The sequence below is a fragment of the Serratia sp. AKBS12 genome, from assembly GCF_024793895.1.
Taxonomy (GTDB): domain Bacteria; phylum Pseudomonadota; class Gammaproteobacteria; order Enterobacterales; family Enterobacteriaceae; genus Serratia_F.
The window spans coordinates 1031316-1054519 of the sequence record NZ_JANUSB010000015.1 but is presented as its reverse complement, the minus strand read 5'-3'; the positions used below and the strand labels follow the sequence as shown (position 1 = coordinate 1054519).

Below are 23204 nucleotides of genomic sequence, written 5' to 3'. Positions count from 1 at the left end.
TCAACGCGCCCAGCTAGGCTTGTTGAGAATGTGATCCTGCCAGTCCACCACTTCGCTTTCGCGCACCGCAATATGGCGTACCGTAATACGTTCGCCATGCATTGCCGCCTTGGAACCGCTGATCAGCGGATGCCACGGGAACAACGGCTTACCTTCACCGATCAGGCGGTAGGCGCAGGTCGGCGGTAGCCAGTCAAAGGTGACCAGATTATCGCGTGTCAGTTTGATGCAGTCTTCTTCCAGCTCGAAACGGCGTTCGTAGTTGCGACACTGGCAAGATTTGATGTTCAGTTGGTTGCAGGCGACATTGGTAAAATAAATTTCGTCGGTATCTTCGTCGATCAGCTTATTCAAACAGCATTGCCCACAACCGTCGCACAGCGATTCCCATTCTTTTTCTGACATTTCAGCCAGCGTTTTGGTTTGCCAAAAAGGGAGTTGTGACATGTTGACGTCCGGTATAGGTAATTGAACTTCTGCCTGAGAACAGGCGGCGTGTGTAGACGTTATTATACGTGCAAATGCCGATGGCATCATCCCCTGATTAGTCCAGGGTGATGAAGCGGGTGGGCTCGCGCGTCAATCGCCGCCAGAAACGACCAGCGCTGAACGCATAATGCCGCCACGGCGGCATCGGCGATTAAATGACGCGGGTGTTGAGCGTTTTACCGTTCAGGGACACGTTGAGCATGTCGCCGGAAGTCATCGGACCCACGCCTTGCGGGGTGCCGGTCAGAACGATATCGCCAGCACGCAGGGTGAAGAAACGGCTCATATAGGCGATCAACGGCAAGATCGGCGTAATCATATCGCGGGTATTACCCTGCTGGCGCACGACATCGTTCACCACCAGCTTCAGTTCGGCATTCTGCGGGTCGCCAAACTCGGCCACCGGAATAAAGCCCGAAATCGGACAGGAACCGTCAAAGCCCTTGGCCTTTTCCCACGGCTGCCCGGCCTTTTTAAAACCGGCCTGCAAATCGCGCAGCGTCAGATCCAGCGCCACGCCGTAGCCGGCAATGGCCCGGGCCACGCGGTCTTCGTTGGCCTGTTTGAGCGGCGTACCGATCAGTACCGCCAGTTCCACTTCATGGTGTACGGCGCCCAGATCCTTCGGGATGGCTATCGGTTGGCGCATATCGCATAGCGCGGTTTCCGGCTTGATGAAAATCACCGGCTCTGCCGATTTGGCACTGCCCATTTCTTTGATGTGATCGGCATAGTTGCTGCCCACGCAGACCACTTTGTTGACCGGGAAATCGAGTAACGCGCCCTGCCAGTCTCTGTGCTGATACATACCTGACTCCTGACAAAAGTGCCCCGGCAATCTGGCGGCCAAGGCCTGATAAGCTGAATTATTGTCCGACAGCGTCGGCCATCATGCCCACGCTGATGGCAAAATAATATGAACGATTCCAATGCATAATAGTACGGAAATTATCATAAACCATGAAGGCGCGCCCCTGCGCATCATCCGGTGTAATGATCCAGCTGCGCAGAGTAGCGCTCGGCAGTGCTGAACCATCCGCCTGCCGGATGCCCATCGCCGCCCAATGGTTGACGCTGCGCGCCTGGCCGTTTTTCAGCCCCAGATTGCCGCTGTCAAAGCCCGACGGTAGCGTCACTTCACGCCCCCAGCCAAACCCTGGCTGCCAACCTTCGGTTGCCAGATAGTTGGCGGTAGAAGCAAAGACATCATCAAGGTTATGCCAGATATCGATACGCCCATCGCCATCGCCGTCAGCACCGTAGGTCAGAAACGAGCTGGGCATAAATTGGCATTGGCCCATGGCTCCGGCCCAGGATCCGGTCAACTGCTCGGCAGGAACATGCCCCTGCTGAAGGATCTGCAATGCCGCCATCAGCTGTTTATTAAAGAAGGCTTCTCGCCGCCCTTCAAAGGCCAGCGTCGACAATGCCGACACCACGTCTTCCTTGCCCTGTATTTTGCCGTAATGGCTTTCCATCGCCCATAGTGCCACGATATACCGCTCCGGTACGCCGTAACGCGCGGTCGCTCGCGCCAACTGCGGTTGGTACTGTCGCAGCAACTGCCGCCCCTGCTGAATTTTCGTTGGCGACAATACGCGTTGCAGATAAACATCCAGCGTTATTTTTTTCTCGAGCTGGTTGCGATCCGCCTTGATCACCCGATCAACGAAATGCACATTGGCGAACGCGCTGTCGACGGTTTGCCGATCGATGCCCTGAGCCAATGCCTGGCGCTTCAGCGACTCGACATAGGCTGGAAACTCGGCCGGATCGCGCCCTGTCTCCGCCAGCGTAGTTTCCGCCGGAGTGGTCGCTGGCTTCAGCATACCGCCCGTTGAGGTCGGCGCTGCATGAGCAATCGGCACCGGCGCCGCTGCCGGCGCAGACGCCGCGATATTGTCCTTGCTGGCACAGCCTGCCAGTATCAGGGTGGTGATCATCAGGGCGGAAGCTGACAATTTCATCGCAATGTTCCTTCTCAAAGCAGACCGGGAGCGTCACCTGTAGGCCATCGTCGCCCGGCCGGGGCAGACAACCGACGAATATTACTCCCCACCGGTCAGATGCTGGTTTAATAAATTTTCTACCGGCGGCGGGAATTGCAGATAAAACCCTTCTTGCTGCAAGGCCTCTTTCACTTTTTCAATATCCGCATTGGCTAATCTTTTGCGCCCTTCAAGATTAAGCATCATGGCAAATTGCGGCGTACCGAAACTTTTCAGCAAATCTTCCGGCACGCGAGAAAAATCGTCTTTTTTTTCGACATAAAGATAAGTTTGGTCACGTTTTGGGCTTCTATAGATCACACAAAGCATTTTTTTAACTCTATTTAATTGGGACAGTATCTTGCCTGGATATAACTCTGACTATAACATGCTTCTAGTACATCGGAATATCGCACCCCGAGTGGTATTCCGGGGATTTAAAGTTGCTGAGACTGAGTCAGGATAGATGTCACAATCGCCAATTGAGCTAAAAGGCAGCAGTTTTACCCTATCGGTTGTTCATTTGCATAATTCGCAACCCGAGGTAATTCGCCAGGCGTTACAGGAAAAAGTCGAGCAAGCGCCCGCTTTTCTCAAAAACGCCCCTGTTGTTATCAACGTTGCTACGCTTAACGGCGATGCGAACTGGAAAGAACTCCAACAGGCCGTTACGGCTGCCGGCTTGCGCGTGGTGGGCATCAGCGGTTGCAAGGATGAGCGGCAAAAACGGGCCATTGCCCGCGCCGGCTTGCCGTTGATGAGCGAGGGTAAAGGCCAGAAAGTGGCCGTTGACGCACCGCCGGCCGTAGCGCCGGTAGCGGAAAATGCCCCGGCAAAAACGCGCACCATCAGCACGCCTGTCCGCTCCGGCCAACAAATTTATGCCCGCAACTGCGATTTAATCGTGACCAGCAGCGTCAGTGCCGGTGCCGAATTGATTGCCGACGGCAACATTCATATCTACGGTTCGATGCGCGGTCGTGCGCTGGCGGGCGCTTCAGGTGATACGCAATGTCAGATTTTTTGCACGCACCTGGGCGCTGAGCTAGTCTCTATCGCAGGGCAGTACTGGTTGAGCGACCAAATCCCGTCCGAGTATTCCGGGCAGGCAGTGCGACTCAGCCTGTTGGATAACGCTTTAACCATACAACCTTTAAATTAAGCCCTTTTGACAAGGAATCCATTTCATGGCACGCATTATTGTTGTTACATCGGGTAAAGGGGGCGTTGGCAAGACCACTTCGAGCGCGGCCATTGCGACCGGCTTGGCCCAAAAAGGCAAGAAAACCGTGGTTATCGATTTCGACATCGGCCTGCGTAACCTTGACCTCATTATGGGCTGCGAACGCCGCGTGGTTTACGATTTCGTTAACGTGATCCAGGGTGATGCCACGCTGAACCAGGCGTTAATCAAGGATAAACGCACCGAAAACCTGTTCATTCTGCCCGCGTCACAAACGCGCGACAAAGACGCGCTGACCCGTGACGGCGTTGAGAAAGTGCTCAACGAACTGGGTGAAATGGATTTCGATTTCGTGGTCTGCGACTCACCGGCAGGTATCGAAACCGGCGCGCTGATGGCGCTCTACTTTGCCGATGAAGCCATTATCACCACCAACCCGGAAGTGTCGTCAGTACGCGACTCGGACCGCATTCTGGGCATCCTGTCGTCAAAATCGCGCCGCGCGGAACAGGGGAAGGAAGCCATCAAGGAACACCTGCTGCTCACCCGTTACAATCCGGGTCGCGTTAGCCGTGGCGATATGCTGAGCATGGAGGACGTGCTGGAAATCCTGCGCATTCCACTGGTCGGTGTGATACCGGAAGATCAATCGGTACTGCGCGCCTCCAACCAGGGCGAACCCGTTATCCTGGACCACGAGTCTGACGCCGGCAAGGCCTACGACGACACCGTTAACCGCTTGTTAGGAGAAGAACGCCCATTCCGCTTCATCGAAGAAGAGAAGAAGGGCTTCCTGAAACGCCTTTTTGGGGGATAAACCATGGCTTTGTTAGACTTTTTTCTGTCCCGCAAAAAATCGACAGCCAGTGTAGCCAAGGAACGGCTGCAGATTATCGTTGCAGAACGTCGTCGCGGGGACAGTGAGCCCCCGTATCTGCCTGATTTAAAACGCGACATTCTGGCGGTAATCTGCAAATACATTCAGATCGACCCTGAAATGCTCCACGTTCAGTTTGAGCAGAAAGGGGACGATATTTCGGTACTTGAACTTAACGTGACGTTGCCGGAATCGGAAGAAGCAGCTAAATGATTGCGACGCATTAATTACCCCCTGTATATTTTTTGCAGGGGGTAACTGTATATGCATCCAGATAAATCGTATTTTGACAGTAATTCCCACGCGTTTATTGTTTGAGATTAATCCCAGTTAATTTCGCGCCAACTTTCTTTAAAGTTGAAAATGGTCCAAAAATATCCCGCCAGATAATCCAGCAGCAAATGTACGGAGCAAAGACTGTTTCCCCTGCCCCGTTAGTTTTATCGTTTAATTAATAATTCTTCAGAATAGCCTGCAAAGGTTCGGCTAATAATTCCGCACGCCAACCGCTGATTAATTCCGGTAGACCGTCGCCGGTTTTCAATTTCCAATGCCAATTGAGCAACTGGTTTATCTGGCGTCGCGATGCCAACAGCTCGCTGCTGAGGCCGCTTTGTTCGCTGACGGCAACGATCGCCGCCTTGATGTCCTTGAATACTTTCTTGTAGCCAGGCTGCTCGATCAGGCTAACGACCGGTGGCGGCAATGCGCTTTCGTCCATCTGGTTGGCTTCCTCGACCAGCGCCAGCAGGGTCTTGCCGTGATAGCGAATTTCCGGGCCACTCAGGCCGAGCGCATCCAGCTCACCCAGCGATCCCGGCATATGACGCGCCACCGCCCACAGATTTTCCTCGCGCACCACAAAATTAACCGCCAGATCGCGTTCGCGTGCCTGCCGCAACCGCCACTCTGCCAGTTTTTGCAGACAGCCCAACTGACGCGCACGCAGCTGCCAGGCATTGGTAATTTCGCGGTAGGCCAGTTCCGGCGCCAGCGTTTCGCTGCGGCGCTGGCATAACAGCAGGCATTCGCTGCTTGCGGCGGCGGTCCAGCCGGCCTGTTCGGTTTCCTGCACCAACTGCCTGGCCATCGGCAACAGATAAAACACGTCGGCGGCGGCGTACACGCACTGCCGTTCGGTCAATGGGCGCGCCAGCCAGTCGGTACGCGATTCGCTTTTATCCAGCTCGACCTGCATGTATTGCGCCACCAGAGTGGCAAAACCGCACGACAGTGGCTTGCCGGTAAAGGCGGCCAGGATCTGCGTATCGACCAGCGGGGTAGGCAAGGTATTGAAGGCGTTCAAAAACACCTCCAGATCTTCACTGCCGGCGTGCAGGTACTTGACCACTGCACTGTCGGCCAGCAGATCGACAAACGGCTGCCATTGTTTGATTGGCAGTGGATCGATCAGGGAGAGTTGTTCACCATCGTATAACTGGATCAGGCCTAACTGCGGGTAGTAGGTACGCGTTCTGACAAATTCGGTGTCGAGCGCAATCTGCGCATGTTTTCTTGCCTGTTCGCAGACCTGCTGCAATCCGGCGTCGGTAGTGATCAACGTATAATTCAAAACATCATTCTCTTATTTCGGTTCAGACACAACAACGCCGGCATTCACCGGCGTTGTTGATGCAAAGGGACCAGCAAAGCGTCAGGCGGCGTCAGCGGCCTTTGGCTTGGTCTGCTCGTCGCGCAGTTCTCGCCGCAAGATTTTGCCAACGTTGGACTTTGGCAATTCGTCGCGGAACTCAACAATTTTAGGCACTTTATACCCGGTCAGGTGCCGACGGCAATGCGTCAGCAGTTCATCTGCGGTCAGTGAGGCGTCCTTCTTCACTACGCATACCTTCACCGCCTCACCGGAAACCTCGCTCGGCACGCCAATCGCCGCGCACTCCAGCACTTTGGCATGCTGGCTGACTACCTCTTCGATTTCGTTCGGATATACGTTGAAACCTGACACCAGGATCATGTCTTTCTTGCGATCGACAATACGGATAAACCCGTCATTATCGACCGTAACGATATCGCCAGTCGCCAGCCAGCCGTCCTTCAGCACTTCATCCGTTGCTTCCGGACGCTGCCAATAGCCTAACATAACTTGCGGCCCTTTGACCCACAGTTCACCCGGTTCGCCCGGTGCAACATCATTGCCGTGGTCATCCACCAGGCGCACGTCGGTCGACGGCACCGGCAAGCCGATGCTGCCGCTGTAATGTTTCAGATCGTAGGGGTTACCGGCCACCAGTGGCGCGCACTCGGTCAGGCCATAGCCTTCCAGCAAATGTTTGCCGGTGGTTTTTTCCCACTTGTCTGCCACCGATTTCTGCACCGACATGCCACCACCGACCGAGAAACGCAGGGTCGAGAAATCCAGTTGGTGGAAATCGTCGTTATTCAGCAGCGCATTAAACAAGGTATTTACCCCACTCATCGCGGTAAACGGGTATTTAGCCAGCTCTTTTACCAGGCCGGGAATATCGCGCGGGTTGGTGATAAGCAGATTGCGGCCGCCCAGATCGATGAATAACAGGCAGTTCACCGTCAGGGCAAAAATGTGATACAGCGGCAACGCCGTGACTACCAACTCCTGGCCGTCACGGAACAGGGGCGCATAGGCCGCCTTGGCCTGTTCCAGATTGGCCTGCATGTTGCGATGGGTCAGCATCGCGCCCTTGGCAACGCCGGTGGTGCCGCCGGTGTATTGCAAGAACGCCAGATCGGAATTAATGATGTCCGGTTTTACATATTGCAGCCGGCGGCCACGTTGTAGCGCAGCGCGAAACGAAATGGCATCCGGCAGATGATACTTGGGTACCAGTCGTTTGATGTACTTCACCACAAAGTTGACCAGCGTACCTTTGGCGGCGGAAAGCTGATCGCCCATTCGCGTCAGGATTACGTGCTTGATCTGGGTTTTGAACACCACTTTTTCCAGCGTATGGGCAAAGTTGGACACGATGACGATCGCCACCGCCCCGCTGTCGTTCAACTGGTGTTCCAACTCGCGCGGCGTATAAAGCGGGTTGACGTTGACCACCACCATGCCGGCGCGCAAGACGCCAAACAGCGCAATCGGGTATTGCAACAGGTTGGGCATCATCAACGCCACGCGGTCGCCCTTCTGCAAACCGAGTTCATTTTGCAAATAGGCGGCGAACGCTCGGCTGCGCTCTTCCAGCTTGCGGAAGGTCATGACCTCGCCCATGTTGATAAAGGCTGGCTGGTCCGCGTAGCGCAGCGCCGCGCTTTCGAACATTTCAACCAAAGAGGAATGGCGATCGGCGTCGATTTCTGCCGGAACATCTGCCGGGTAACGTTTTAACCAGACCTTATCCAAGGTATTACTCCTGAAATCATTACTAATTATCATCGCAGCCCCCAAACACGCAGCCGAACTTTAACAATATTTTAACTCAGCGTACCAGTTTGCGTTTTAAACAATATTCAGGTTGCGATGTAGGTCACTAATTGCCGGCGGATCCTTGCGCCCAAAGAAAAGGGCGGCATCTAAGCCGCCCTTTTCACAATAAAATCTTCGCGTAACTTACTCGGTAACGATAGTCTGCACCTGTGCTGGCCCTGGATTATACCAGCCATAGCCTGCGCCCCAACCCGGCCCCCATGGCCCGCTACGCCATCCCCATGGCCCCATCGGTGCCGGCGGCATGACGATCTGCTGCGTCAGGTGCCAGCGCTTGTAACCGGTAGCATTCATGGTGATGAACTTATACGGCGTGGCGCCAATTTTGCCGGGGCGCACACCGGTTATCGGCCCAACCACGGTGACCAGTTGCCCTTTGAAGTCCGTCGGCTCCAGGAAACCGTTCACCGTTGCCAGCAGCCGCCCCTGCGAAGGTTCGCCCAGCGTTGGCCGGGCGCCGCTGTCCAGGGGGACCGCCGCAATCTCCAGCACCGTTTTGCCCTGTTCGTTGTGCACGCTGATGACATTGCCGCCAAAGCGCGCCTCGGCACCGGTAAACAGGCTCGGTGCGTTTTGCACCGACGCAAGATCGACCACCGGGGTCGGCGAGCTTCCCTTGATCGCATCCGGAACCGTTACACAGCCGGATAACAACAGCGCGCCGCAAGCCATAGCCAGCAGCGACAGTTTATTGGTAGCAGTACGGATTATCATGTGGCAATCTCCTGAAATTTCTGTAACTTCGACTGCGCTTTTGGCAGCAAGTTGCAGACAATTTCATCCTTGATTCAAGGTTGGCGCAATAACAGGCAATTATTCACGGCCCGGTAGTTTTTTCCAGGTCACTTCATTACGCAAATAGGTCGGCTCGGCGTTTTCCACGCTGCACGCCAGACCCTGCTGCCAGGCATGCAGCGCCAGCGGCAGCATGTCCTCGGCCTGCGGCAACAGCATTTGGCCGTCGCGCAGCGTAACTGCCGTGCCGGCCAGCAGATCGGGATAGGTTTGCCAGCCGGTGCCGACATGCGCCCACTCACCTTGCAGCCGTTGCGCACGTTCCAGCACCTGCTGCGGCGACAGCACCGCTTCGGGTTCGCTTTCATGCCAGCTACCGTCGGGTTGGCGTTCAAAACCGCCCCAATATACCTCGCCCATCCGAGCATCAATCGCCGCCAGCACGCGCAGGGCGCCGGTCATGCGCCAGGCGCCCTGCGCCATGGTTTGCAGGGTCGAGATACCGAGCATCGGCAGATCGGCGCCCAATGCCAGCCCTTGCGCGATACCAATGCCGATACGTACACCGGTGAAGCTGCCAGGACCACGGCCAAAGGCCAGCGCATCAAGCTGGGACAGCGCCAAACCGGATTGCGCCAATATCTGTTGTACCAGCGGTAATATGCGTTGCGTATGCTCGCGTGGGCAGAGTTCGAACAAGGCGTGGGTTTCGCCTTGATTCCACAGGGCGACGGAACAGGCTTCCGTCGCCGTATCAATCGCTAAAATTCGCGGGGACATGCCAACCTCGGGCGGGAGAAAACAGGGCGCGCATTGTAGCACAGCACAAAAGTCACGACTATTGCGCCTTGAGGAAGGCGATAGCCTGCGTCAGATCGCGGGTGCGCGGCGTTGGCGGCAGGCTGTTAAGGAACACTTCGCCGTAGGGGCGCATTACCAGGCGGTTGTCGCAAATTACCAACACGCCGCGATCGTCGGTGTCGCGGATCAAACGGCCGACGCCCTGCTTGAGGGTAATCACCGCATCCGGCAACTGCACGTCATTGAACGGATCGCCGCCGCGCAGACGACAATCTTCGATACGCGCCTTCAGCAATGGGTCGTCCGGCGAGGTGAACGGCAGTTTATCGATAATAACGCACGACAGCGCATCACCGCGCACGTCGACCCCTTCCCAGAAACTGCTGGTCGCCACCAATAGCGCATTGCCGGCCTCGACAAACTGCGCCAGTAACTGACCTTTGCTGGTTTCACCCTGCAGCAATACCGGTAGCGTCAGCGTGGCGCGAAACTCTTCGGCCAGTTCGCGCATCATCTGGTGCGAAGTGCATAAAAAGAAACAGCGGCCCTGGTTGGCTTCAATCATCGGCCGCAACATGCGCGCCAGTTGGCGCGCCCCGCCGGGCTGATTGGGCGAAGGCAGATTGCGCGGCACGCACAGCAACGCCTGATTGGCGTAATCAAACGGGCTGGGCAACAGCAGCGTTTTGGCCTTGTTCAAGCCAAGCCTGTCGGTAAAGTGGCTCATCTGTTCGTTTACCGACAGCGTAGCCGAGGTAAAAATCCAGGTACCCGGCTTGTCGTCCAGCAATTCGCGAAAGCGTTCGGCGACCGTCAGCGGCGTCAATGCCAAAACAAAATGACGCGAATTACATTCATACCAATAACTGAAGCCCGGCTCGTCGATATTTTTCAAGCGCTTGAGGCGAGCCCGGTATTGGGTGGCGCGTTCGAACGCCGCGTCCAGCAGCGCCGAGCGGCCGAGGGACAGTTTGACCACGTCATAGCACAGCTCCAGCGCGTCATCGAGCAGTACCAAGGCGCGCTGCACGTTGGGCTGGTTCAATACCTCACGCAGATTGCCGCGAAACCCCGGTTCTCCCAGCGCCAACCGGAAGTCCTGCGTGCTCTGGTTCAGGCGGTCGGCGCTTTTTTGCAACTGGGCCGAATCGCGCACCTCGGTACGATAGGCAATAGTGATGTCTTTGGCTAAATCCATTAACTGACGACTGGTGAGCTGCTTGCCGAAATACTGGCTGGCGATGTCCGGGATCTGATGGGCCTCATCGAAAATCATCACATCCGCTTCGGGGATCAGTTCGGCAAAGCCGCTTTCCTTGACGACCATATCGGCCAGAAAGAGATGATGGTTGACCACCACCACGTCGGCATCCATCGCCCGGCGACGCGCCTTGACCACGAAGCAGTCTTTGTACAGCGGGCAGTCGCTGCCCAGGCAGTTGTCATTGGTGCTGGTCACCAACGGCCAGACGAAACTGTCTTCCGCCACGTCGCTGCAGGTGCTGATATCGCCTTCTACCGTTTGCGAAGACCAGCCGCGCAAGCGTACCAGGTCAATCAGCGTCTGGCCGGCCAGCTCTCCGCCAGCCATCGACTGCTGTTCCAGCCGCTCCAGGCACAAATAGTTGGAACGCCCTTTCAACAGAGCCAGTTTGCCTTTGAATTTCAGCGCCTTGGCCATGGTTGGCAAATCACGCGCATACAGCTGATCCTGTAACGCTTTGGAACCGGTAGAAATGATCACTTTGCGCTTGGCGCGCAGCGCCGGTGCCAGATACGCGAAGGTTTTGCCAGTGCCGGTGCCCGCCTCCACCACCAGCTCCTGTTTGAAATTAATCGCTTCGGTAACCGCTTCGGCCATCAACCGCTGCGCTTCACGCGGTTTAAAGCCGCTGATTGCCTGCGCCAGGGCGCCGTCTGTTGCGAAATCGTCTGCCACGCTATCTCTCTACCGGGAAAATTCAACTGTGATTATATACACATTCGGCGCCGTCGTGCAGGGTGCAGCAACCCACGCTGCGCTGTGTTACCCTAGACGCGATGATGATATGGAGATAACTGAATGAATATTGAACGAATTGATCCTGAACAGCGCTGGTCGGAAGCGGTCATCCACAACGGTACCATCTACTACACCAGCGTACCGGAAAATCTGGACGACGACGCCACGGCGCAGACCGCCAATGCGCTGGCAGCCATAGACGTGCTGCTGGCTCGCGTTGGTTCCGATAAAGGTCGCATTCTCGACGCCACCATTTTCCTGGCTGACAGCGCCGACTTCGCCGCCATGAACACCGCATGGGATGCCTGGGTGGTTCCCGGCAGCGCTCCGGTTCGCTGCACGGTGCAAGCCAAATTGATGAACCCGAAGTACAAGGTTGAAATCAAAATCATTGCGGCCCAATAAAAAACCACGGACGGCATCCCCCGTCCGCGGTCACATTACAGCGCCCTGGCGGCGCTTTATCATGCCAGTTTGATAATCACCATGCCGGTCAGCAACAGCGCCAGGCCAAACCAGCCCCTGGCATTCAGCCGCTGGCCAAACAGGATCCAGCCGGCGGCGATCGTCGCGGCGATACCGAAGCCACCCCACAGCGCATAGGCCACCGACAGATCGATACCTTTTACCGCCTGCGCCAACGCGCTAAATGCCCCTAACACCGACAGCAATGACAGCAGTCCCAGCCAGATTTTACGAAAACCGTCAGACATTTTCAGGAAGATATTGGCGACAATTTCCAGCACGATGGCCAGCGCCAGAAATCCGATGTGATACCACTCAAGCTGTTGCATGATTGTCACCCCGCGCGTTCGCCGAGTCAGGTGTCTTGCGGGTACCTGACTTTACCAGCAAGATGCCGACGATCAGTATTGCCAGCCCTGCCACCTTCAGTGCAGAAATCGGTTCATCGAACCACATAACGCTGAACAAAGTAATAAACAGGATGCCAATGCCTTCCCACAGCGCATAGGCCACGCCCAGCGCCACCCGCTTGATGGCTAATGACAGCAGCACATATGAGGTGGTGATCATCACATACATCACCAGGTGGCCGGTGATGCTGTCGGTGACGCTGGCATATTTCATCGACAGCGTACCAATGATTTCAGCCATGATGGCCATGCCTAAAAAAATCCAATAAATCATAAAAAACCTCCCAAACGGCGAATAACGCACGCAAAGGCGTATTTATCCCGATTTATCTCGTCCAAGCAGCACAAGTCGGCGCAGCGGACGCAGAGATCCCTGGGGATAAACTGACCCAAACGTAACAAAATGGTTTGCCCGGCCAAGCCCATTGACGTATGACCAATTGCAACGTCAGAGCTACCGGTTAAGGGAGAAAGGCGCTATAGCTCGCTACACCAGTGATGTTCACTGGCAAGAATGGCAGACAGGAAAAGCTGACAAGGAGAAGTTTTGCGGGTAGTTCGATTAAGTATCATCATAATGTTGTTCTCTATCTTCAGCCGCACACTAACGGGTAACACCACGTGCGATTTGCTCAATATCCTCATCAAGGTAAAATTTTTAACCGAGATATTTGTATCATAGGTAAATTAATAAATCAAACCGGTATTTTGACATTAAGATAAAAAAAATAGTTTATAAATAAGAAAGTTAATGTTTTTAAAAATTAAAAAAGGCTCAGAGCTTCATCTGAGCCTTGTGATAAATTCGGCGCCATGTGGTGCAGCGGTAGCCTGCGCCACGCGCCTTAGCGCAGCATCTGTTTGATACTGTCCAACAGCAACGCGACCTCTTCGGCTCGGGTCGCTCCGCTATGCGGATCGATGATCGAACTGTAAACGTGTGGCATCACCTTTTCGACCCCGGCATCAAGGCAGGTTTCCAGTATTGGTCGGAAATTTTGCGTATCAATGCCACCTGTTGGTTCGATCATGGACATGCCATGGCGTACGCAGCTTTCCGCCAATGCGCGCAGTTCTGCCAACGACGATAACCCCGCCATCGGGAAAAACTTGGCCGCATGCCCCCCCAGATCGCGGATCATAGCCACCGCACTGTCGCAGCTCACCACCGCCGGCTGGCCCCGGCTGCTGTGAACTCCGGTGGAAATGATCACCTTCCCTGGCGTACCGGTTGGCGAGATCAGGGCATTAATGCAGGTATTGCTGATACCTCGCGCCGCCAGTGCTCCAGCGGCAAAACCACAGCCGGTGAAGGTTTGGTTGACGTGTGCCGGCGCCGTGGCCGCTGCAATCATTGCTGCCTTATAAAACTGTGCCGCCGATCCTGCCCCCAAGCCAACGGAAATAGCCGGGATATGCTCAATCCAGCGCTTCACCTCAGCCACGCCCTGCTCAACGTCAGTGAACTGCGCCGAGATCACTCCCACTGCGGCATGTCCTTCGGCGGCATGGTGTACCTGTAGCGCATTGGGAATATCCTTCGCCAGCACGTTGATAGCCACGCGCCCCTGGTAAAAATCAAGCTGTTGCATATTGCCCCCTGGCCTGTTGCACAATTTCCTGCAAACGCGCCACGATCACCCCATAGTCATCATCCCGCAACGCCCGTGGATCGAGGCTGAAGATACCTTGATTCAGCCAGTAGTGGCGGGTATAGATTGCCACCTCTCCCGTACGCAATTGCTCTTCTACCTGATAGGCAGTCAAGCCCAGTTTGGAGGCGTCTACGCTCACCCGTAGCCGATAAATTGCCCGCCCGGCCTCATCCTGTTCGATCTCCGCCTGCAGGCCCGACAGCGCAGATATCTGTAGCGCCAATTCATTTAGGGCGGATAATTGGCGGCTCCAGTCCGGCTGATGTTGCCGATAATGATCCAGCGCCACCACCAGCCCCACCATGTTCTCTTTACCAATCTTCATCGCGCGGGCAATACCGTTATGCTGGGCCTTGCAGCAGGCAATCCATTGCCGCTCGCCGGTCACAAAACCTGAAGTAGGTGCATCCAGCGCTTTCGCCCCGCTATACACCACCATATGGGCCCCCGCAGCCACGTAAGCTCGCAGATCCTCTTCGGCGGCCGCATCGACAATCAGCGGCACTCCGGCCTCACCGGCCAGCGCGACAAAATCGCTCAGCGCAACCATGCCTTTTTGTACACAGTGATGTGACTTGACGTAAAACAGCGCCGCCGTCTGCGCCGTAATGGCCTTGGCCAATTGCCAACGGGCCGCCAGATTGCTTTGCCCCACCTCAACCACCCTGCCGCCCCCTAACCGGATGGCGGTCGTGATCGGCGCGCCATAGTCAATATTATGACCACGCAGCATAACGATTTCATTGGCCAAACCTTCACTGCACGGCATCTGCGCCACCCGGTCCGGCTCTCCCCGGGTAATGGCTGCCGCGACGGCAATAGCCACTCCGGCAGAGGCGCAGGACGTCACATAGCTATCTTGCGCTCCGGTATGCCGAGAAATGAGTTCGCCAACCCGATCCACCAGCGCATCGATTTCCACAAAGGCTGACGCCGCTTCGGCCGCCGCCGCCATTACCTCGCTTGGCACCGCAGAAACCCCAAGGATGGTCATCTTGCCGCTGGCATTGATCACCCGTTTCAGCCCGAGCCGTTGATAAATGTTCATCATTGCTCCGTTACAAAATGCCCAGCAGGGAACACACCACGCTCAGCACCACCACCGACAGCAGGATGGTGGTATAGCGGGGCCCTTTTTTGACCAGATAAAAATAGATTGAAAACACCGCAGCCAGCGGTAACAGGCCGGGGGCGATGGAGTCCAGGATCTGTTGCACCACCACTTCGGAACCTTCCAACGCGCTGACTTTCAGCGGCGTGGTGATCTTGACGTAGCTGGCGGACAGTGCCCCCATCATGATCAACCCGAGTACGTTGGCCCCGTAGATCAGCTCTTTTATCTTGCCCCCCTGCAGCAGACCGATGATCGACTCCCTCCCCAGCGTGTAGCCTTTGTGGGCCAGACCATAGCTGATCGCCAGGGTAATGGCGGTATACAGCACCACCGGCATAATGCCGCCCATAGCGCTGCCGTTGGCCGCAAAGGGAATGAAAATGGCGATCAGCAACGGCATAATCGCCGCCCAGACCACCGAGTCGCCAATCCCGGCCAACGGCCCCATCAAACCGGTTTTGATCCCGGTGATAGACGAATCGGAAATGGGCTCACCGCGGGTCTTCTGCTCCTCCATGGCGATGGCCACTCCCTGGATCACCGCACCGAAGGTCTGTTCGCTGTTAAAGAAGTTCAGGTGGCGTTTCAGCGCTTCGACCTGCTCTTCCTTCTGCGGATAGAGCTTCTTAATAATCGGCGTCATTGAGGCGCAGAAAATCAGGCTCTGTAAACGCTCGTAAGAGTTGGAGACTTCGGCTCCCAGCCAGTAAATAAACCAGGCTTTGGTGATGTCCCGCTTGGTCAGGACGTTGGTTTGCCGCGCCTTTTCCACCAGTTCGTGTTGCATGATGTCGCTGCTCATGATCAGGCCTCCTCACCTTTAGCCATGTTTTTAACCAGGAATGCCGCGCAGGTACCGAAGATGGCCATCGCCATGATGTCGACCTTGAGGTACAACACCGCGAAGAATCCGGCAATGAAGTAAGGCAGCAGGCTCTTCTTGCCAATAACCATGATGGTGATCGCAAAGCCCAGCGCAGGCAGGATGCCGCCCATGATTTCGAACGAGTGGGTCAGCCAGTGTGGCATCAGTGCCAGGAACTTTTCGACCACGCCCTGGCCGAAATAGTTGGCGGCGAACACCACCGGAAAGCGAATCACCAGGCCAAGCAGTGCCGGATAAAGGAAGGCGCAACGCATGATCCCGCTGATATTGGCTTCTTCCGCGTGTTTATCGGCCATATGCACCCAGACGGCGTTTACGGTACGGCGTAACTGGTCGACGAACACGCCAATCACTCCAAACGGGATTGCCAACGCGATCGCCAGGTTGGGATCCATCCCCGCCTTCACGGCGATCGGCAGTGCGATACATGCCGCCAATGCCGGATCTGAAGGGACGTTGCCACCCGGCGTAGAGGTGACGCCCAGATACACCAACTGCATACCGGCACCGATAATCATTGCCGTTTTCATATCCCCCAGCAGGAAGCCGACGAATACTGCAATGGCGATTGGTTGCACCAACATCCCCGAGAGGGTATAGCCCAGGCGCAGGCGGGCAAACCAGTAATACAGCCCCATACAGATGGCAACGGTCAAGTTATCCATGTTATTGCTCCTAATCGATCAGATGCCGAATATCAGAACTTCTTCAAAATATCTGCCAGTGCCTGCGGCTTGTCTTCCGGGATGGTCTGGAAGAACACCGTCACACCGCGTTGCTGTAGATCACGCAGGATCGTCACATCCGCCTCATCCAGCGTAATGTTCTGGAACACTGCTTTACGAGTCGGCCCACCGCCCAGACCACCTACCTGGATATTCTTAACCTCAAACCCATCAACCACCGCCTGTTGCACGGTAGCCAGGTTAGGGAACAGCACCAACACGTTGCCCTCTCCCAGTTGGTTCTCCCGCCACGCCGCCGCAAAGCCCTGGTTGCCATAGCAATCCACTTTCACATTCGGCGGAGCGGCCATCAGATAGATACTTTTCATAAACGGATCGGCTTCCAGCTCATCGCTGACTACCGCGATACGATTTGCCTGTGACTGCCCAACCCACTTGGTGACGACCTGCCCGTGGATCAAACGGCTGTCAATGCGGCATAACACGATGTTGGCCATAATTATTTTTCCCCTGATGTTATTGATTTGATTTGTTTAACTACGTCTAGGCAGCTGTTGCGCCCCAGTTCAACCAGTTCATCGAGATGGTTGAGAAGATTGCCCTGTTCGCGTAAATCGATGGCGGCCAGCAGTAAGGTGGCGTTCAGGCCGGAAATCACGCCGATGGCATAGTCACGGCTCAGACGTGCCGCCACGTTGGAGGTGGTGCCACCGATAAAGTCGGTGAGGATCAATGAGCCCGCCGGCATGGTCTTCACCTGCTGTTCAACACGCGCCTGGAACTCCGCCAGTGTGTCGACCGGCATTAGCGCGATAGCGGTTACCCCGCTGGTTTCGCCAATCACCATGCGGACGCTTTCGCGCAGTTGTTGGCCCCAGCCGCCGTGGGTCAGTAGTAAAATCTGTGGTAATGCAGCCAAAGTGGCCTCCTGGCAATTTATTGAAAGTCATCGAAAAATTTCTGCTCGCTACGCTATGCGTTAAAGACATAGCAATGCCTGTGCCAATTTTGTGGCACATCGGGGGAGATTCGGGGAAAACGGGCCATCAAGGCCCGTCATTGGGGGATTTAGCGATAGAGTAGCTCGTAGATATAAAAATATTCCGCATCTGACAGGCGGATGAAATAGGCGCGCTCAATCGGCGAAAACGCATCTTTAATGACAGAAAACGCCTGTTGGTCGATGTCCTGCTGAGCATCCAGGGTAATCTGTAACGGTTTGTGGCTTAAAACGATACGCTCCACCATGCAACAGCAGTGGATCAGGAAGCGAAGTGTCACCTGTCTTGAAGGCTGCAGATCCAGCGAGCGGCAAATCTGGTGCAACACCGCTTCGATTTCTTGCAGGATACGTTGGGGATTGAGCACCGAAATATGGTTGATAATACTCTCCAACGTCAGCGCACTGATGAAGCGCATTGAGCAGCGCTCAACCTGCAACTGGCGTTCTGCACTGCCAAGATCCGGGTTCAATAGACTGAGCACCAGCTCCGGCCCCTGTTCGGAGAACAGCTCTTCCAGCGCGATAAACGGGATATCTGGCAAACCGGGCTGGAAGGTGCCAACGATGCCCACCAGGCGTTCGTTACCGCCGATGACCTGACGCAAACGCTCCAGGCTACGCACGTCGTTGTAATCCACCAGCGCCATGCGGGTGTCTTCCGCCATCAGTTCACCGAAGCTTTCCTCCAGCACCTTCTTGATCTTCACCGCCGTGCCCATCCCGGTGATACAGGAGATGGCCAACACCTTGCCGGTCTCATCTTCTCGCTGATCGTAAAGCCGATGAACAATCCCCTTGCTGGCCATCAGCGCCATCAAGGGGGCGAAATCACTGGTTTCATAAGTCAGGTCCAGGCCAATCTCCAGCAACGCCCCCATGGTGATGTTCTGGACCAGCAGCACGTCGATGTGGAACAGTTTGCTGACGGTGCTGGCAAAGTGCACCAAAGAGCCGATATCCACAATCAGGATCAAGCGTTGATAGCGCTTTTCCCGCAGTGTGGCGATCAGTAATTCCAAAGTGTCATGCACCGACTGTTCGAACGGCATATCGATGGCGGTAAACAACTCGCATTCCAGAACGCGATTGACATAGTGTGCCATACTGCTGGCCGTGGTGGTGCCGTGGCCAATCAACATGGCGCCACAGTCGGGACTAACCTGTTTGCGCTGACGGAAACTACGGCACTCTTTCAAAAACAGGCACAGGTAGACGATTTCCGTTGATGGGCATTGGATGTGGAAGATTTCATTGATTTTGCGGCATAGCTGGTTGGCGTTGTCGTACTCATCCTTGCAGTAATCCAGGATCAGGCTCGAGGAGTACAGATTGGGGATCAATCCTTTCTGTACATAGGACAGCAGCGCCAGCAGATGTTTGCGCAGATGGCCTGCCATATTCTGCGGCAGCGAGAACCCCAACACCTGTTCGATACAACCGCTCAACAAGGTGATACGTTGCTCGACCTGACCGCCGTAATACCGCTCTTCGCTTTCCCCAGCGGTACGGCTGTACAACCCATATTCAAAAATGGTGCGTAGCTTGTTCTTCAGGATCGACAGGGTTTCCTGCGGCGGCACGTTACTGTTGCGCAGATTGACGTATTCACGCGTTAGATAGGTATAAAACAGATCGCTGTCCTGCTCGTTGCTTAGTGCACTCAGATGCTGCTTGAGCTGCTCCAGCGGCTGCGAACTGATATCCAGATACTCCTGCTGACCAAACAGCGCATCTACCAAGAGGCGACTGCTGGCGCTGGCGGAGTGCGGCACATCCATCAGCCGCTTATCCAGCAACAATCTTGGGCTATTGTGCCCCATGCCGCCAGCCCAGGCCTGGGCGCAGAGAAACTGGATATCGCTTTTGAGTTGGCCGATATTGCCGCTCAGCGGTTTCTCCAGCAGATACAGCAGTAGCCCTTTATCCAGGCGGATAATACGGCCAATCTTGCGGCTCTCCAACTGTAGGAAACCGGTAATGATTTCTACCTGCTCCTCCAGCGAGCGTTCGCGCAGTGCCGGTATGGCAATCGACACCTGAATACGCCGCAGAAAAGTGCGCAGCAGCGTTGAGTCAGGGCTTTCGGTGGTGGCACAAATCAGCCGTACGCTGATGGGCCGGGCTTTGTCGCTGGAACCCAGCGGCCGGTATTCGCCCTTATCGAGGATAGAAAACAGTTTCTCCTGCCCTTCGTAGGGCAGGCGGTGTACTTCATCAAGTAACAGAAAGCCCCCGTCAGCCTGTTCGATCAGACCACGCTTGCTTTCGATCGCACCGGTAAATGCGCCCTGCTTGTGACCAAAAAGATGGGATGAAAGCAGCTCCGGGTTATGGGCATACTCGGCACAGTTGAAATACACCAGCGGGATCTGGCGCTGTGACTGTTGCGTCATGGCAAATTGGTGCATTACCTCGGCAAAGAAGGTTTTCCCCACCCCGGAAGGCCCGGTGAGCAACACATGCAATCCACCAGGATAAAGCACCGCTGCCTTTCCCTTTTCTACCGACAGCCGCAGGCTGCGATCGTAACCAATCACCGCATGAAAAGGGTCATCATTGGCTGTCTGCGGCAAGGTTCTGGCGGGTAATAGCGCCAGTAAATCCCTGGCTTCCAACCGGTCATCCGGCAGCGACTGCTCAATCAACTGCTCGCAGACTGCCCGGTGCAAAAACAGTACCGGACGGGACTTAACCTTGATCACCAACCGCTCAGCGTGCAACTGGTTGAGATCTTTACTGACGGAGTTACGTGCTAACCCCAGGTTGAAAGCGATAGTCTCCGCGGCGAAGCCGCCAGCGCTGAGTTCAAGGGTTTCCCGGTTAAGCGTAAGGGTAAGACGTTCCAGCTCCTGGCGAACCGCATCTTTACGTTTCATTTTAACCCATTGTTATTATTAATTATTAAGAAGAAAAGAAGGCAACTGACAAGCTGACAATCGACCTGAGAAAAAGTCATCCTAATACAGGAAGATGGAAAACAACCACTGCAAAGTGTCACGTTGTGGGATAGGCAGGTAAAAAATACCGGGCTCTGCCGGTAACCGGCAACGCCCGGTATCGGGGGATATTATTTTCCAACCGGCTTTTGAGGCAGAAATCTGCGGAAAAGCAGGCATAAAAAATGCCAATCACAGAGGATTGGCATCGATTGAAGCAACGGCAGACTTAGGCGGACGCGCCGCTGACCGCTTCGCGCGCCAGTTCGGTGATGCGCGCGTAGTCGCCTTTTTCCAACGCCTCTGCCGGCACCAGCCACGAACCGCCAATGCACAGTACGCTTTTCAGCGCCAGATAGTCACGGTAATTGCTCGGCGAAATACCGCCCGTTGGGCAGAACCGCACCTGCGGGAACGGGCCACCAATCGCCTGCAGCGCTTTCACGCCGCCGTTGGCTTCCGCCGGGAAAAACTTGAACTCGCGCAGACCATGATCCATGCCCAGCATCAGTTCCGACACGGTACTGATACCTGGAATCAGCGGTATCGAACCGGCGGTTGCCGCCTGCAGCAGCTCAGCGGTCAGACCCGGGCTGATGGCGAACTGCGCGCCAGCCTCGGTCACCTCTTGCAACTGCCGGGCGTTAAGCACCGTGCCGGCACCGATAATCGCCTCCGGCACCTGTTTGGCGATCGCCCGTATGGCATCCATCGCACAGTCGGTGCGCAAAGTCACTTCCAGTACGCGCACGCCACCGGCAACCAGCGCTTTGGCCATCGGCACCGCCTGCTCCAATTTGTTGATCACAATCACTGGTACCACCGGGCCGGCGGTCAGGATCTGCTCTGCACTGGTTTTCCAATTGGTCATCATCGTTATCTCCACTTTGTGAGGTGTAATGTATGGCACGTCCCTGCCACGGGATGTTGCGACATCGGTCGCAAGCCTCCGGCCGTACCCTCAAGCCACATACTGCAGGCAAAAAAAACCGGCAGACCAGCTGCCGGCGGATGGTTTATTCGAACTCGTTCCAGGAACGGCCATCGCGGGTAATCATCGCTACCGAAGCAACCGGGCCCCAGGTACCTGACTGATACGGCTTTGGCGCTTCGTTGTCGGCCTTCCACGCGTCCATGATGGAGTCGACCCACTTCCAGGCTTCCTCAACCTCGTCACGGCGCACAAACAGAGCCTGAATGCCGCGCATGGTTTCCAACAACAGGCGTTCGTAGGCGTCTGCCACGTGCTCCTGGTTGAAGGTTTCAGAGAAACTCAGATCCAGTTTGGTGGTTTGCAGACGGTGTTTGTGATCCAGACCCGGCACCTTGTTCAATACCTGGATTTCGATCCCTTCGTCCGGCTGCAGGCGAATGGTCAACTTGTTCTGCGGCAGTTGCTGATAGGAATCGCTGAACAGGTTGAGCGGTGGATTCTTGAAGTACACCACCACTTCGGAACACTTGGTCGGCAGGCGCTTGCCGGTGCGCAAATAGAACGGTACGCCAGCCCACTGCCAGTTGTCGATATCCACTCGAATGGACACGAAGGTTTCAGTATTGCTGCTTTTGTTGGCACCCTCTTCTTCCAGGTATCCCGGCACTTTCTTGCCTTGTACAAAGCCCGCAGTGTACTGGCCGCGCACCGTGGTTTCACGCACGTTGGTCTGATCGATGCGGCGCAGCGAACGCAACACCTTGACCTTCTCGTCACGGATGCGGTCGGTGGTCAAGTCCGCCGGCGGCGACATGGCAATCATGGTCAACACTTGCAGCAGGTGGTTCTGGATCATGTCGCGCATCTGGCCGGCCTGGTCGAAATAGCCCCAGCGCCCCTCGATGCCGACTTCTTCCGCCACGGTGATCTGCACGTGATCGATAGTGCGGTTATCCCAGTTGGAGGCGAACAGCGAGTTGGCGAAACGCAGCGCCAACAGGTTCAGCACCGTTTCTTTACCGAGGTAATGGTCGATGCGGTACACCTGGCATTCGTTGAAGTATTCCGCCACCTGATCGTTAATCACCCGTGATGAAGCCAGATCGGTACCCAGCGGTTTTTCCATCACTACGCGTGCCGGTTCGGCGTTCAATTTTGCTTCGCCCAACCCTTTGCAGATCGCGCCAAAGGTGCTTGGCGGCATGGCAAAATAGTTGATGGTGGCACGATTTTTCTGATCCAGCATTTTGCCGAGCTTGGAAAAATTCTTGCTGTCGTTAACATCAAGATTGCAGAAATCCAGACGAGCGCTCAGCGTGGCCCATAATTCTTCGTTCAGCTCTTCTTTCATAAAGGTGGCGAGCGCTTCTTTTACCACCTTGACGTAGGCGTCTTTATCCCACTCGGCGCGGCCCACCCCGATAATGCGGGTGTCCGGGTGGATATGACCGGCTTTTTCTAATTGGTACAGGGAAGGCAGCAGCTTACGACGCGCCAGATCGCCTTTCGCGCCGAAAATAACCAGGTCACACGCCTGGGCTGTAGAGGTTACCGCCATGTTCATCTCCTCGTTGCAGGATATTTGTAATTTTCTTACATTACTAATGTACTCT

24 protein-coding genes are annotated in these 23204 nt (G+C 55.5%); 4 read left to right on the top strand and 20 right to left on the bottom strand.

Annotated elements, in window-relative coordinates; genetic code table 11:
* From NYE85_RS14860 to NYE85_RS14845, 4 genes are all read right to left on the bottom strand, one after another.
* A complete protein-coding gene (locus NYE85_RS14860; protein ID WP_259005517.1) occupies positions 1–447 on the bottom strand; it encodes a YcgN family cysteine cluster protein in 447 nt (148 codons plus the stop codon).
* A 193-nt stretch (positions 448–640) separates the two neighbouring features.
* Positions 641–1297, bottom strand: a complete 657-nt coding sequence (locus NYE85_RS14855; protein ID WP_259005516.1) for a fumarylacetoacetate hydrolase family protein — start codon at positions 1295–1297, stop codon at positions 641–643.
* A gap of 58 nt (positions 1298–1355) precedes the next feature.
* A complete protein-coding gene (locus NYE85_RS14850) occupies positions 1356–2456 on the bottom strand; it encodes a lytic transglycosylase domain-containing protein (RefSeq protein ID WP_259005515.1) in 1101 nt (366 codons plus the stop codon).
* Between the two features lie 81 nt (positions 2457–2537).
* Positions 2538–2807, bottom strand: a complete 270-nt coding sequence (locus tag NYE85_RS14845; RefSeq protein WP_259005514.1) for a YcgL domain-containing protein — start codon at positions 2805–2807, stop codon at positions 2538–2540.
* A gap of 136 nt (positions 2808–2943) precedes the next feature.
* Here NYE85_RS14845 and minC point away from each other — a divergent pair, with 136 nt between their 5' ends.
* Genes minC through minE form a run of 3 tightly spaced genes read left to right on the top strand, consistent with a single transcriptional unit; the run spans position 2944 to position 4750 of the window.
* Positions 2944–3639: a septum site-determining protein MinC gene (gene minC / locus NYE85_RS14840; RefSeq protein WP_004962202.1), complete on the top strand. Its 696-nt coding sequence runs from the start codon at positions 2944–2946 to the stop codon at positions 3637–3639.
* A gap of 25 nt (positions 3640–3664) precedes the next feature.
* Positions 3665–4477, top strand: coding sequence for a septum site-determining protein MinD (minD, locus tag NYE85_RS14835; RefSeq protein WP_259005513.1), 813 nt, complete (start codon positions 3665–3667; stop codon positions 4475–4477).
* A gap of 3 nt (positions 4478–4480) precedes the next feature.
* Positions 4481–4750: a cell division topological specificity factor MinE gene (minE, locus tag NYE85_RS14830; RefSeq protein WP_088499709.1), complete on the top strand. Its 270-nt coding sequence runs from the start codon at positions 4481–4483 to the stop codon at positions 4748–4750.
* 238 nt (positions 4751–4988) lie between these two features.
* Here the strand turns inward: minE and rnd are convergent, their stop codons facing one another.
* The 5 genes from rnd to NYE85_RS14805 form a co-directional block, all read right to left on the bottom strand.
* Positions 4989–6110, bottom strand: coding sequence for a ribonuclease D (gene rnd / locus NYE85_RS14825; protein WP_259005512.1), 1122 nt, complete (start codon positions 6108–6110; stop codon positions 4989–4991).
* 81 nt (positions 6111–6191) lie between these two features.
* The gene (gene fadD, locus NYE85_RS14820; RefSeq protein ID WP_259005511.1) at positions 6192–7880 is read right to left on the bottom strand and encodes a long-chain-fatty-acid--CoA ligase FadD; all 1689 of its coding nucleotides are present in this window, start codon (positions 7878–7880) and stop codon (positions 6192–6194) included.
* A 207-nt stretch (positions 7881–8087) separates the two neighbouring features.
* Positions 8088–8678, bottom strand: coding sequence for a Slp family lipoprotein (locus tag NYE85_RS14815; RefSeq protein ID WP_259005510.1), 591 nt, complete (start codon positions 8676–8678; stop codon positions 8088–8090).
* Between the two features lie 99 nt (positions 8679–8777).
* On the bottom strand, positions 8778–9479 hold the full coding sequence (gene tsaB, locus NYE85_RS14810; RefSeq protein ID WP_259005509.1) for a tRNA (adenosine(37)-N6)-threonylcarbamoyltransferase complex dimerization subunit type 1 TsaB: 702 nt from the start codon (positions 9477–9479) through the stop codon (positions 8778–8780).
* A 58-nt stretch (positions 9480–9537) separates the two neighbouring features.
* Positions 9538–11439 (bottom strand): ATP-dependent DNA helicase, encoded by a 1902-nt coding sequence (locus NYE85_RS14805; RefSeq protein ID WP_259005507.1) that lies wholly within the window; start codon positions 11437–11439, stop codon positions 9538–9540.
* 123 nt (positions 11440–11562) lie between these two features.
* On the opposite strand from NYE85_RS14805, the gene NYE85_RS14800 reads away from it, so the two are divergent.
* Positions 11563–11907, top strand: a complete 345-nt coding sequence (locus NYE85_RS14800) for a RidA family protein (RefSeq protein WP_259005506.1) — start codon at positions 11563–11565, stop codon at positions 11905–11907.
* 59 nt (positions 11908–11966) lie between these two features.
* Here NYE85_RS14800 and mdtI read toward each other — a convergent pair whose 3' ends face one another.
* From mdtI to zwf, 11 genes are all read right to left on the bottom strand, one after another.
* Positions 11967–12296: a multidrug/spermidine efflux SMR transporter subunit MdtI gene (gene mdtI / locus NYE85_RS14795; RefSeq protein WP_259005505.1), complete on the bottom strand. Its 330-nt coding sequence runs from the start codon at positions 12294–12296 to the stop codon at positions 11967–11969.
* The gene (gene mdtJ / locus NYE85_RS14790; RefSeq protein WP_259005504.1) at positions 12283–12651 is read right to left on the bottom strand and encodes a multidrug/spermidine efflux SMR transporter subunit MdtJ; all 369 of its coding nucleotides are present in this window, start codon (positions 12649–12651) and stop codon (positions 12283–12285) included. The genes mdtI and mdtJ overlap by 14 nt, the downstream gene beginning before the upstream one ends.
* 571 nt (positions 12652–13222) lie before the next feature.
* On the bottom strand, positions 13223–13969 hold the full coding sequence (locus tag NYE85_RS14785; protein ID WP_259005503.1) for a 2-dehydro-3-deoxy-phosphogluconate aldolase: 747 nt from the start codon (positions 13967–13969) through the stop codon (positions 13223–13225).
* The gene (locus NYE85_RS14780) at positions 13956–15083 is read right to left on the bottom strand and encodes a D-glucosaminate-6-phosphate ammonia lyase (RefSeq protein ID WP_259005502.1); all 1128 of its coding nucleotides are present in this window, start codon (positions 15081–15083) and stop codon (positions 13956–13958) included. Before NYE85_RS14780 ends, NYE85_RS14785 begins: the two co-directional genes overlap by 14 nt.
* 7 nt (positions 15084–15090) lie before the next feature.
* Positions 15091–15951, bottom strand: coding sequence for a PTS system mannose/fructose/sorbose family transporter subunit IID (locus NYE85_RS14775; RefSeq protein WP_259006338.1), 861 nt, complete (start codon positions 15949–15951; stop codon positions 15091–15093).
* Positions 15951–16697, bottom strand: coding sequence for a PTS sugar transporter subunit IIC (locus NYE85_RS14770; RefSeq protein WP_259005501.1), 747 nt, complete (start codon positions 16695–16697; stop codon positions 15951–15953). Before NYE85_RS14770 ends, NYE85_RS14775 begins: the two co-directional genes overlap by 1 nt.
* A gap of 32 nt (positions 16698–16729) precedes the next feature.
* On the bottom strand, positions 16730–17215 hold the full coding sequence (locus tag NYE85_RS14765) for a PTS sugar transporter subunit IIB (RefSeq protein WP_259005500.1): 486 nt from the start codon (positions 17213–17215) through the stop codon (positions 16730–16732).
* A gap of 2 nt (positions 17216–17217) precedes the next feature.
* Positions 17218–17658 (bottom strand): PTS sugar transporter subunit IIA, encoded by a 441-nt coding sequence (locus NYE85_RS14760; RefSeq protein ID WP_405050689.1) that lies wholly within the window; start codon positions 17656–17658, stop codon positions 17218–17220.
* 128 nt (positions 17659–17786) lie between these two features.
* Positions 17787–20597: a transcriptional regulator DagR gene (locus NYE85_RS14755; RefSeq protein WP_259005498.1), complete on the bottom strand. Its 2811-nt coding sequence runs from the start codon at positions 20595–20597 to the stop codon at positions 17787–17789.
* Positions 20598–20886: 289 nt separating this feature from the next.
* Positions 20887–21528 (bottom strand): bifunctional 4-hydroxy-2-oxoglutarate aldolase/2-dehydro-3-deoxy-phosphogluconate aldolase, encoded by a 642-nt coding sequence (locus NYE85_RS14750; protein ID WP_259006337.1) that lies wholly within the window; start codon positions 21526–21528, stop codon positions 20887–20889.
* Positions 21529–21673: 145 nt separating this feature from the next.
* On the bottom strand, positions 21674–23149 hold the full coding sequence (gene zwf / locus NYE85_RS14745) for a glucose-6-phosphate dehydrogenase (RefSeq protein WP_259005497.1): 1476 nt from the start codon (positions 23147–23149) through the stop codon (positions 21674–21676).
* Between the last annotated feature and the right edge of the window lie 55 nt (positions 23150–23204).

What these genes read in the sequence shown, in the direction of transcription:
- minC (WP_004962202.1), top strand. Translation starts at nt 2,944, where the DNA reads ATGTCACAATCGCCAATTGAGCTAAAAGGCAGCAGTTTTACCCTATCG.
- NYE85_RS14855 (WP_259005516.1), bottom strand. Translation starts at nt 1,297, where the DNA reads ATGTATCAGCACAGAGACTGGCAGGGCGCGTTACTCGATTTCCCGGTC.
- minD (WP_259005513.1), top strand. Translation starts at nt 3,665, where the DNA reads ATGGCACGCATTATTGTTGTTACATCGGGTAAAGGGGGCGTTGGCAAG.
- minE (WP_088499709.1), top strand. Translation starts at nt 4,481, where the DNA reads ATGGCTTTGTTAGACTTTTTTCTGTCCCGCAAAAAATCGACAGCCAGT.
- NYE85_RS14780 (WP_259005502.1), bottom strand. Translation starts at nt 15,083, where the DNA reads ATGATGAACATTTATCAACGGCTCGGGCTGAAACGGGTGATCAATGCC.
- NYE85_RS14845 (WP_259005514.1), bottom strand. Translation starts at nt 2,807, where the DNA reads ATGCTTTGTGTGATCTATAGAAGCCCAAAACGTGACCAAACTTATCTT.
- NYE85_RS14750 (WP_259006337.1), bottom strand. Translation starts at nt 21,528, where the DNA reads ATGACCAATTGGAAAACCAGTGCAGAGCAGATCCTGACCGCCGGCCCG.
- tsaB (WP_259005509.1), bottom strand. Translation starts at nt 9,479, where the DNA reads ATGTCCCCGCGAATTTTAGCGATTGATACGGCGACGGAAGCCTGTTCC.
- zwf (WP_259005497.1), bottom strand. Translation starts at nt 23,149, where the DNA reads ATGGCGGTAACCTCTACAGCCCAGGCGTGTGACCTGGTTATTTTCGGC.
- NYE85_RS14860 (WP_259005517.1), bottom strand. Translation starts at nt 447, where the DNA reads ATGTCACAACTCCCTTTTTGGCAAACCAAAACGCTGGCTGAAATGTCA.
- NYE85_RS14765 (WP_259005500.1), bottom strand. Translation starts at nt 17,215, where the DNA reads ATGGCCAACATCGTGTTATGCCGCATTGACAGCCGTTTGATCCACGGG.
- NYE85_RS14770 (WP_259005501.1), bottom strand. Translation starts at nt 16,697, where the DNA reads ATGGATAACTTGACCGTTGCCATCTGTATGGGGCTGTATTACTGGTTT.
- NYE85_RS14755 (WP_259005498.1), bottom strand. Translation starts at nt 20,597, where the DNA reads ATGAAACGTAAAGATGCGGTTCGCCAGGAGCTGGAACGTCTTACCCTT.
- NYE85_RS14850 (WP_259005515.1), bottom strand. Translation starts at nt 2,456, where the DNA reads ATGAAATTGTCAGCTTCCGCCCTGATGATCACCACCCTGATACTGGCA.
- NYE85_RS14800 (WP_259005506.1), top strand. Translation starts at nt 11,563, where the DNA reads ATGAATATTGAACGAATTGATCCTGAACAGCGCTGGTCGGAAGCGGTC.
- mdtI (WP_259005505.1), bottom strand. Translation starts at nt 12,296, where the DNA reads ATGCAACAGCTTGAGTGGTATCACATCGGATTTCTGGCGCTGGCCATC.
- NYE85_RS14815 (WP_259005510.1), bottom strand. Translation starts at nt 8,678, where the DNA reads ATGATAATCCGTACTGCTACCAATAAACTGTCGCTGCTGGCTATGGCT.
- NYE85_RS14785 (WP_259005503.1), bottom strand. Translation starts at nt 13,969, where the DNA reads ATGCAACAGCTTGATTTTTACCAGGGGCGCGTGGCTATCAACGTGCTG.
- mdtJ (WP_259005504.1), bottom strand. Translation starts at nt 12,651, where the DNA reads ATGATTTATTGGATTTTTTTAGGCATGGCCATCATGGCTGAAATCATT.